This window comes from Caballeronia sp. ATUFL_M2_KS44 (assembly GCF_023630965.1).
GTDB lineage: Bacteria > Pseudomonadota > Gammaproteobacteria > Burkholderiales > Burkholderiaceae > Caballeronia > Caballeronia concitans.
Map to the genome: position 1 here is coordinate 1 of NZ_JALQEA010000049.1, position 9,176 is coordinate 9,176.

5 protein-coding genes and 2 pseudogenes are annotated in these 9,176 nt (G+C 59.8%); 2 read left to right on the forward strand and 5 right to left on the reverse strand.

The window, feature by feature from the left end; translation table 11 throughout:
- Positions 1-327: 327 nt before the first annotated feature.
- Positions 328-953 (reverse strand): annotated as a pseudogene (locus NCR39_RS20670) (tyrosine-type recombinase/integrase).
- A gap of 719 nt (positions 954-1,672) precedes the next feature.
- Here NCR39_RS20670 and NCR39_RS20675 point away from each other — a divergent pair.
- Positions 1,673-2,611, forward strand: a complete 939-nt coding sequence (locus NCR39_RS20675; RefSeq protein ID WP_250453952.1) for a helix-turn-helix domain-containing protein — start codon at positions 1,673-1,675, stop codon at positions 2,609-2,611.
- On the opposite strand, the gene NCR39_RS20680 is transcribed toward NCR39_RS20675, so the two are convergent.
- The gene (locus tag NCR39_RS20680) at positions 2,562-3,830 is read right to left on the reverse strand and encodes an MFS transporter (protein ID WP_250453953.1); all 1,269 of its coding nucleotides are present in this window, start codon (positions 3,828-3,830) and stop codon (positions 2,562-2,564) included. The two genes, NCR39_RS20675 and NCR39_RS20680, sit on opposite strands and share 50 nt — an antisense overlap.
- Positions 3,831-4,035: 205 nt before the next feature.
- On the opposite strand from NCR39_RS20680, the gene NCR39_RS29805 reads away from it, so the two are divergent.
- On the forward strand, positions 4,036-4,803 hold the full coding sequence (locus NCR39_RS29805; protein WP_250453954.1) for an HNH endonuclease: 768 nt from the start codon (positions 4,036-4,038) through the stop codon (positions 4,801-4,803).
- Between the two features lie 200 nt (positions 4,804-5,003).
- Here the strand turns inward: NCR39_RS29805 and NCR39_RS20690 are convergent, their stop codons facing one another.
- The 3 genes and pseudogenes from NCR39_RS20690 to NCR39_RS20700 form a co-directional block, all read right to left on the reverse strand.
- Positions 5,004-5,798: a hypothetical protein gene (locus NCR39_RS20690; protein WP_250453955.1), complete on the reverse strand. Its 795-nt coding sequence runs from the start codon at positions 5,796-5,798 to the stop codon at positions 5,004-5,006.
- A gap of 185 nt (positions 5,799-5,983) precedes the next feature.
- Entirely contained in the window at positions 5,984-7,207 is a 1,224-nt protein-coding gene (locus tag NCR39_RS20695; RefSeq protein WP_250453956.1) for a PDDEXK family nuclease, read from the reverse strand.
- A 383-nt stretch (positions 7,208-7,590) separates the two neighbouring features.
- Positions 7,591-9,030 (reverse strand): annotated as a pseudogene (locus tag NCR39_RS20700) (IS1182 family transposase).
- Between the last annotated feature and the right edge of the window lie 146 nt (positions 9,031-9,176).

The following is a 9,176-nucleotide window of genomic DNA, read 5'->3' on the forward strand; positions in this document are numbered from 1 at the left end:
TATTCATCGGCGGAAGTCGATCCCACGCATTACTCGTTGCGCGTAGGTGCGCTGAAACAGCGCTTCGAACTCGGCGCACCAGTCAGGCAAATCTGGGCGCAGCGCCGATTCGCTTGGGTGTCTCTGCTGGATGGTATGGAGACGTTCGATAGCCAACCTTGACGCTCCGGCGTGACGCCGTATGCAGCGGTAGCAACATAACGTTCGTTGTGTCCGAGGGCACGCGAACGTCCGCTCACAAAGTGTTGAAGTCGCGCGAGTGCCTGTGCGGCAAGTAGCGAATGGCTCTTTGTGGCCGACAAGCGCACGCTCGCCGGCTACCGGCGATCACACTTCGGTTTGCTCAGCCATTTCGAGTGCATCGTCTAGCTTGATCCCGAGGTATCGCACGGTACTTTCAATTTTTTTATGACCCAACAGCAATTGGACCGCGCGCAAGTTCTTAGTGCGTCGATAGATCAACGACGCTTTCGTTCGACGCATGGTGTGCGTACCGTACGCGGAGTCATCGAGTCCGATCGACGCGACCCAGCGATGAACGATGCGCGCATACTGGCGCGTTGACGCGCGCGTGGAGGCACGCAGTCGACTTGGAAACAAATAGTCGGCAGGCTTCAATCCCGCGCCGAAATCCAAGCGGAGACACTTTGACGAGTCTGCTCTGTGATTTCAAACTGCACTGGTCGATGCGTTCTCTGCTGCATGAAAGTAGCGCGACCTACGACATGACCTCCCGTGTAGACGTCCTGCACTTGCAAGCGCGTCAGATCGCACGCGCGAAGCTTACTGTCGATCGCGAGATTGAACATCGCCAACTCGCGAGCGTTGGACGACATCTGCAGCCTCGTGCGAATTGCCCAGATTTCTCGAAGCTTCAGCGGAGGCTTCTGGCCGGTTAGCCTTCCCTTGTTCCACGGCACCCGACGAGCGCCGGAAGAATTAAGCGGTTCCATGACAATCTCCTCTTCAACGAAGCGAGATCGATTTTGCGCTAGGCGGAGTGGTCAATCTTCGACCCAGTCCGCCATTTGATCGCGGCCGCCCCGTTGACCGCCAAGAATAGGCGAGCGGTCGTCCGCACTTCGCCGGCCTAAGCACTCGCTTGATGCGCCACGAGCGCCGCGCCAGGTTTCGGTGCGCGACACCTGTACTGGGCGTGCGGTTTCTGAACACTTTCTTGCTCTCAAAGCCTGCGAAGTCGCCTTTGCCAATACGGGCTAACGGAAACGCGCGGGCTTGAGGGCCGTCGGCCTGGGTGCCCCCACACGCAGAACTTTCGATTTTTCCATTTCGACGACACAGCACGCCTTCTCTGCACGGATCTCTGTATTTTTGGTCTTAGTCAGCCGTTAACCTTGTGAACGAGAGAAAGTGATGTGATAAAGGGATGATGGGAAGGAGTCGCCGACCTGAATGCCCGCGACGCCGCACACGCTGCCCGTCCTTGAGCACGATATACCTGTATTGTCATTTCGCTTTACTGTGCGCCGCTGCTGGGGCGCATCGTGCGCCTGCAACCGATCGAAAATGAAACGGACCGAAGTCGACTTACCACCATGGCCGCCGAGCCATCCGCGTATGTTAGCCACGCGCTTTTCGACGCAGACCTTGCCGCGCGAGCGTCAATTGCTCGCATGGCGCGACCGACCGCGTGGGGCACGTTGTGGACGTCTTGCCCGATAAGGATCAGATCGCGCGCGGCTTTGCGGGCACTATCGATCTGCATGCGGCGGGCGGACTGGTGTTCACGCAAGCGCGCACTGAAGCGCTGGTGCTCGAACGATCGATTGCGCGCGTTTCGACGGACACACGCCACGATTTCGCGTTTCACGTCTATGCGGAAGGCGAGTCCGGCCATGTCAGCGGCGTGCGTGCGAAGCGCAGTGCGCCGGAGTCGGTGCGCGGCATCGCCGCGTTCGATCTGAATCAGCGATTTCGCATTGAACGTCCCGCGTGCCGTGTGCTGACGATGTTCCTGCCGCGTTCGATCGTGGCTGCGCATGTCGGCGACTGCGATGCGCTGCACGGCCGCGTCGTGCCCGAAGACGCGCCGCTCGCGCGCTTCATTTTCCAGCATTTCGACGCCGTCGCACGCGTACTGCCGACGCTGAAACGTCCCGACGCTATCGACGCGCTCGGTGCTAGCGCACAACTCCTGCTCGCCGCATTCGCGGACGATCCGCATGCATTGCACGATTCGCGCGACGCGCTGCAATTCGCGGTAAAACGCCAGGTGAAGCGCTATGTGGAGACGCACCTCCATCAGGCCGATCTCACGCCGGTAAAGATCGTCGATGCACTCGGCCTGAACCGCGCGACCATCTATCGATGGTTCGAGCAGGAAGGCGGCCTTCGCGCGTACATCCAACATCGCCGTTTGCGTGAAGCCGCCGATGAACTCGCGCGCTTTCCCAATCGGCAGATTGCCGACATCGCAATCGGTCTCGGTTTCAGGAGCACGTCGGATTTCACGCGCGCGTTTCGTCGCGCCTTCGATGTGGGTCCACTCGAAATGCGGCTGCGCGCACTGGATCTGTTGCACGCGGCGGCGAGCGATCCCGTCATGCGCATGCACGCCGCGCATTCAAGGGGCGTTCGGGGAAGCGGCTGAGTGCGAGCAGCGCCACGCCGTTTGCGGCGAGCAGATACCACGCGGGCGTCATCGCGTTGCCGGTCGCGTCGATAAGCCATGCGACGGCGAGCGGGGAGAACCCGCCGAAGATGACGGCGCCGAAGGTGTAGACGACCGATAGGCTTGCCGCGCGCCGATGCTTCGGAAAGGCTTCGAGCATAAGGACGGAACCTGCGCCCGCGTTGTTCAGCGCGATAGCGACATAAAGCAATATGATCACGAGCGCGAGGCTATCGGGTGCTCCCTGCGTGAGCGCGTGGAACGCCGGAAAAGCCGTGGCAAGCACGCCGACAAGCGATGCGTACTGCAGCGTCTTGCGGCTCATTAGTCGATCGGCGGCGAGCGCGGCGAGCGGTGTCACGACAAGAATCACAAGGCCAGAGAGCGACGCGATCAGAAAGCTGATCGCGGGCAGCCGGTGCAGCGTGTGCGTCAAGTAGTTCGGCATGTACAACACGGCAACGTAAATGCTCGACGAAGGCGCGGCCATCATCAATATGCCGCATGCAACGGGCCGTGCATGCTCGCGAAGCACGATCAGAAGCGGCGTGCGCGCGGGACGCGCCCTCGACGGCGACGCATCGCCCGGTACGCGACGAAGCAACCAGCCGAGCGGCGCGATTAGTCCGCCGATCACGAAAGGCACGCGCCATCCCCATTGCACGAGTTGATCGTGCGACAGCAACGCGGACGTGCACGCGCCGACGAGCGCAGCCGCGCATGCTGCCGCACCTTGGCTCGCGCCGCGCCAACTGACCATGAAGCAGCGCCGTTCGTAAGGCACCGACTCCATCAGCAGCGCGGATGCCGGGCCGATCTCCCCGCCCGCCGCCAGTCCTTGGAGAAGCCGCGCGAATACGATCAGAATGGTCGCGCTCGCGCCGATTGTCGCAGGCGTCGGCAGACACGCGATGAGCCAGGTGCCTGCCGCCATCAAGGCGATCGATAGCCGCATGCCGGCATCGAGGCCGCGGCGGTCCGCGTATCGTCCGATCAGCATCGCGCCGAGCGGGCGCATCACGAAGCCGGCGCCGAACGTCGCGAGCGAAAGCAAAAGAGACGAAGCGGCGTCGTGGGCGGGAAAGAACAGCCGTCCGATGAACGCCGCGGAGAAACCATACACGGTAAAGTCGTACGCAACGAAGCCGTTGCCGACTACCGTCGCGACAATAAGGCGTTTCAGCTTCGCAGACGCCATTCGATCTTCAGTGTGGTCCATGAATATGCGGAGAGTGACGCATTGTTAAACGGATCGCCGAGCGCATCGCCCGGCGTATTTGGATGGGCTCGACCCACAACTGCCTTTGGAACCCTGAGAGAACTATGGCCGGTTACAAGGTGGAACGGCCAATCGCAGGGTCTGGTCGTCGGCGAAGGCTGGCTGCTTCTGGTTTCAGTCCGTCGTGCTCGCTGCTGACACGCTGGAAATCCAAGCCAATCTTCGGGAGTGGGCGCTCAAACTGGAACGCTTCGTCGCGACGGAGCCCGATGAGAAAGCACGCGATCGAGCGCGAAGCCAGGTGAAGCGGGCGCGTCGGCTCGACGAACTGCTGCGCGACGCTGCGTCCAGCGACGGCAGCCTTCGCGTAATTGTAGTTGAGGGAGATATGGCCACCGAAGAGCAGATGGGGCGTGAGTCTTCCGTGGTCCGTTTGCGGCATCTCGATCCAGAGCCATGGCGCATCGTGAGCTACGACAAATTGAATGGCGCATGTATTCTGCATCGGGGCAAGCTGGCGAACGTCAGCATGGAATCACCTGCAAACCATGCTGACGAAGCACCCGCGTACGAGGATCAGCACGGCACCCCCGGCACGGATGAGCCTGTCAGGGGCGCAGTTTCAGGTTCGGTTTTCGTACGTGACCCGGCGGTTCGTGCCCGTGTGCTGGAGCGCTCAAACGGTCACTGCGAGTATTGCGATACGCCAGGGTTCCAAACGAGAAATGGACGGCTGTACCTCGAAACGCATCACGTCATCCCTTTTTCCGAGAATGGTCCAGACCGGATCTGGAATGTCGCTGCGCTATGCCCGAATCATCATCGCGAAGCACACTCAGGTGAACTGGCGCCCGTGATCAGGACGGCGTTGCGGGCAATGCTCGACGATACGTTCCCATCTGAGTCCCGAGATAGCGAAAGCTCAGACCTCGTAGTGATGCACTCGAACTGACTGAATCGTCCGGTTAGCGAAGCAGTTGCTGAAGATAAAGCGCGATCAAGCGCCCGCACCCTGAAGCAACAAAGGCCGAAGGCCTTCGTGGCCGCCTACCGCCTGACGCAACCGACCGACGATAACCCACGAGGGGACAGCCGAGTCGCCCGAAACCGGCCCCTCGGCCGGCACTGACCCGCAACGTACCGGTGAAAGAGTCAATCAGTAACAACGACGCTCGGCTCAGCAGTTTTTGTGCGCCGCGCTGTTGCTAGTCGCTTGGTGCCCCATTGCACAATCATCGCTAAGGTTGCCGCCTCCCCGAACGCCAGGAGCGGACGCTGGTGCGGCAGTGAAAGCGAAAGCAGCAAACAGAATGCGGCAAACGAGAATCGGCCAAGCACCATGCCCCGAAGCAGCGAGATTACGAACGCTGGCCCATGTGCGCGATGCGACGACACCAATAAGACAATTCCGAGGAGTGGAAACACCGCCAATAGACCGCTCCATGCGGGGCCTGCCCATCCAGATAGCGAGGTAACCAGTACCGTCAGCACCGCGCCGGCAACCATTCTGCCTATCAGGTCAGATCGCGTGAGCGGTGCGCCCGCCGCGATGGCGGAGCTGCGTGGCAAGAACGACTGACCGAAACACACAGCAGCAAGGGCGGCGATTGCAGCACACATAGGTGAAGTTGGCAACATTGATAGCCCATACGCGGATAGGAACCACGCACCGAGTCCGACAACTAGTGCAACCGGCCACGTACGCGAGCGGCAGGTCCATACATACGCGAAATTGAATGCTTCTGACGCGAGGATCGCGGAAAGGGAACGCGTGGCCGCATGCGCCCCGAAGACCGGGCCGTGCGCGAGCACAAGAATGAAAAGGATCGGACCAGCTACCACGGGCAACCCGGCCAACCAGCCAGCAATCGATGGCCCCCACCATTTACCCGACATCGAGACGACAAGCAAGAACAGCGGGACAAGCGTTAGTTTGAGCGCGAGCATGCCGATTTCGAGCGGATTTAAAACGGGATCATACCGTCGCCCCGATTCCTCGTCTGTTGCTTCTCGTCTGCATTGCTGCGCGGCCGGACGGCAATATCCGGGTACCACGTCGGAGGACCGCTCTGGCCGTACTGAGCCGAACGACCCGGTCACGATGCCACCGCCCCGACCAAGCCATCGAGCATCTAACGAGCCGTACCGCCTAAACGGAGCCGAAGTGCGTTCACCAGGGCGTTGCAGGTGCGCAGCAGCCATGCGAGCTGCTCGCCATCTCGCGCACCTCGGTCACCTCGCGCTTCGAATTGAACGACGAGACGCCCCGCCACCCTTTCCGCATCCTGCCCTTCGCTGACGTTGAATTGAATCGGTTGCCCGACTTCCTGTTCAAGGGCCGCTTGATCTTCAATGAGCGCTTGCAACGCTTCTCGCCCATCTGCGCCAAGGAACTTGACGAAGAGGCCCGCCGTCGACGGTTGCTCGCGGTAGGCGACGAGCCCTTGGACGGGACCTGGAAGGTCTAGTCGCACGAAGTTGTTCGTGCCGTGGCGAGGCGGCGTCTGGTCCGGATGATCGAACTTCACCTGCTCGATGAATTTGTCCCAGAACGCGCGATTGAGGAGCTTCGACGCGCTAACGGCCTTAGGTTGGGGCGTGGATCCTTGCGCCGGCGCCCCTTCATCAACCGGAGCTGCGCGCGCAAGTGGCACGCCGTCAGGACGCTTAAGAACTTCCCGTTGCACAACTTCAGTGCGTAATGGAACGGACGGCACGAGCAGCGTTCGGCCGCCAGCATCCCGATACGTGCGAATTTCGACGAGAGCGAGTTGGGACAGCACGCCGCCCTGTGTCGCAAGCAGGCGGCGCAGGGCCTGCAAGTCGCTACGAATGCCGTCGCCGGCGATGGCGCAAAGGAAGTCACCGCGTTCCAGAGATCGGTTGACGGAGTCGACGAACGCTCCCTCGTCCAGTTCTGGATGCGCGGCCTTGACCGAGGCGAACACCGGATTCTCACCAGTCAGCCCACGGGCCTTCTTAAGACGCGCCTCCAGGTCGGAGTATGTCCACTCGGAGAGCAACGACGCATATTCGAACAATTGCGCAACGACCTCGCGGCGCGCTTCGGGGTTGCGCCACAACTTGCATTCGATGAGCACCAGTCGCCCAGTCGCCGACACGCCCAGGATGTCAAGGAAGACGCTTGAGGAACCATAACGCAGGGGAAGCTCACGGCAAAGCGGTACGAAGCTTTCGCCGCGGCCGAACATCTCGGTCATGGGCAGCAGTGAGGGAAGCTCGAAAATCCGCTCTTGCAGCCAACGTTCGTTGTGACCGTTCCCTGCGGTCAACGCGACTGGCTGAAATGCTACGGGGTAGTTGGGTGTCTGCTCGTCGTAGAGGTAAGTGGTCATGCGGGGGTCTTGTGGTTTGAAGCCGCCTTGCGGCCAGGCCTGCGCCGGCGGATGTTATAAACGCCGCGATTGTACGATTCCGCTTCTTGTGCGGCGTGTCTACTCCGTCTCGGCCGATCAGCGACATCCGGCCGTTCGGCAAGAGCGGCTCGTTCGCCGCGTCTTTGAGACTCGAATGGCCGGTTTCGGCTGCTGACCCGACGCCTGGACGTCCGACCGACGACACATATGAATGACGGCTTATGGCCCAGAGCGTGTCAAAACGGACGACGGCCAGGGATGCCAAGATCCTGGTTCGGCGTAAGTCGCGGAGGCGGTCGTATAGAGGAGCCTGATCCTATCGCAGCGGAGTCGTCGCCCCGTCTCGAGAGTCTCTAAGGGCATCACACCCGTATTGCCCTCACAATTGCATCCGAACCGAGAAGCTTAATCACTCTCTTAAGGTTGTACGCAAGCACATGCAAGCTCATTTCCGTGCTCACCCGTTCGATGGTTCGGGTCAGGAAATGAGTCGCACCCATCCATGCCTTGATTGTGCCGAACGGGTGCTCGACCGTCTGTCGCCGGATTCTCATCATCTCTGGCGCGTGATCGAATCGCGTCTGCATATCGTCAAGAACGGCTTCATGTTCCCAGCGTGTCACACGACGTTGAGGACTTGGGGTGCAGTCCTTCTTCAGCGAACATTGTTGGCAATTAGAGCTCCAGTACTTACTGACCTTCAGCCCACGTTCGATGGTCGCGAATCGCCATATAAGCTGCTCACCAGCCGGGCATCGATATTCGTTCGTCTTATCGTTGTAGATGAAATCATCTCTGCTGAAGCGACCCTCGGCCGTCGCGCTCGAGGTTACTGTCTTTGGAACGAACACGTTTATTCCAGCCTGATAGCACGCAAGTATTTCCTCGCTTTTGTAATAGCCACGATCTGCAACTAGGGTGAGCTTCTCAACCCCCATCTCCGCACGAGCAAGTTTGGCCGTCGACGCTAAATGATCGCGGTCAATCCCGTCGTTAGTGACGACGTGCGCGACAATTAGATGGTGCTTCGTGTCCACCGCTGTTTGCACGTTGTAGCCAACGACCCTGGTGCCTCGCGTCTTCATAGATCGCGCATCGGGATCCGTGAGCGATACTTGTCCGTCGGGTGCCCCTTGAGTTGGATCTCGATCTTCTTGAGAACCTGCATCTGTTCCTTCAAGGCCGCGATCTTGTCTTGCAGCCGCTCTGTTCTCGCCTTCGCGATTGCAGGCTCCTGACGATCAGCCGTGTCCAGCGATTGAACATATCGCGCAATACTCGACTCGATATTGCGCATGCGCCGTTCGAGCTTGGCGTTCGTGAAGTTGCGGTCGCGATGGTTCACCGCCTTGAACTTGCTACCGTCGATTGCAACAATTACTTCAGCGAAGAGGTCCAGACGCTGGCACAGCATTACGAACTGACGGCAAACATCGCGAATAGGTTTGCCGTTGTCTTTCCTAAACCGAGCTATGGTTTTGAAGTCGGGCGCAAGCCGACCCGTGAGCCACATAAGTTCAATGTTTCGCTGAGCCTCGCGTTCAAGACGACGACTGGACTGAATGCGGTTGAGATAGCCGTAGATATAAATCTTAAGCATCACCTCAGGATGGTAAGACGGCCGACCGGTCGACGCAGGTTGAACGCAGGTTGACGCCATCAGACCCGAGCGCATCAAGATCAAGTTCATTTACAAAGACATCGATTACGCGCACTGGATTCGTGTCCGCCACGTAGTCATCAAGTGCTTCGGGCAGGAGAAAGCTCTGGTTACGATCGTCGCCTTGAACGAACCGCTTCATTTGCTCACTCCCCTCGGTCGCATAGCAAAATTCTAGCGTCTCAAAAATGCGTTTTGACACAATCTGGGTCATTAGGCGCCGCTCGCGCATCCTGTTGTGCGGACACTCGGACGGCCGCTTTGTATCTTTAAGCAGTCGTAGTATTG

Coding starts and splice junctions, on each gene's coding strand:
- NCR39_RS20690 (WP_250453955.1), bottom strand. CDS start 5,798: ATGCTCGCGCTCAAACTAACGCTTGTCCCGCTGTTCTTGCTTGTCGTC.
- NCR39_RS20680 (WP_250453953.1), bottom strand. CDS start 3,830: ATGGCGTCTGCGAAGCTGAAACGCCTTATTGTCGCGACGGTAGTCGGC.
- NCR39_RS20695 (WP_250453956.1), bottom strand. CDS start 7,207: ATGACCACTTACCTCTACGACGAGCAGACACCCAACTACCCCGTAGCA.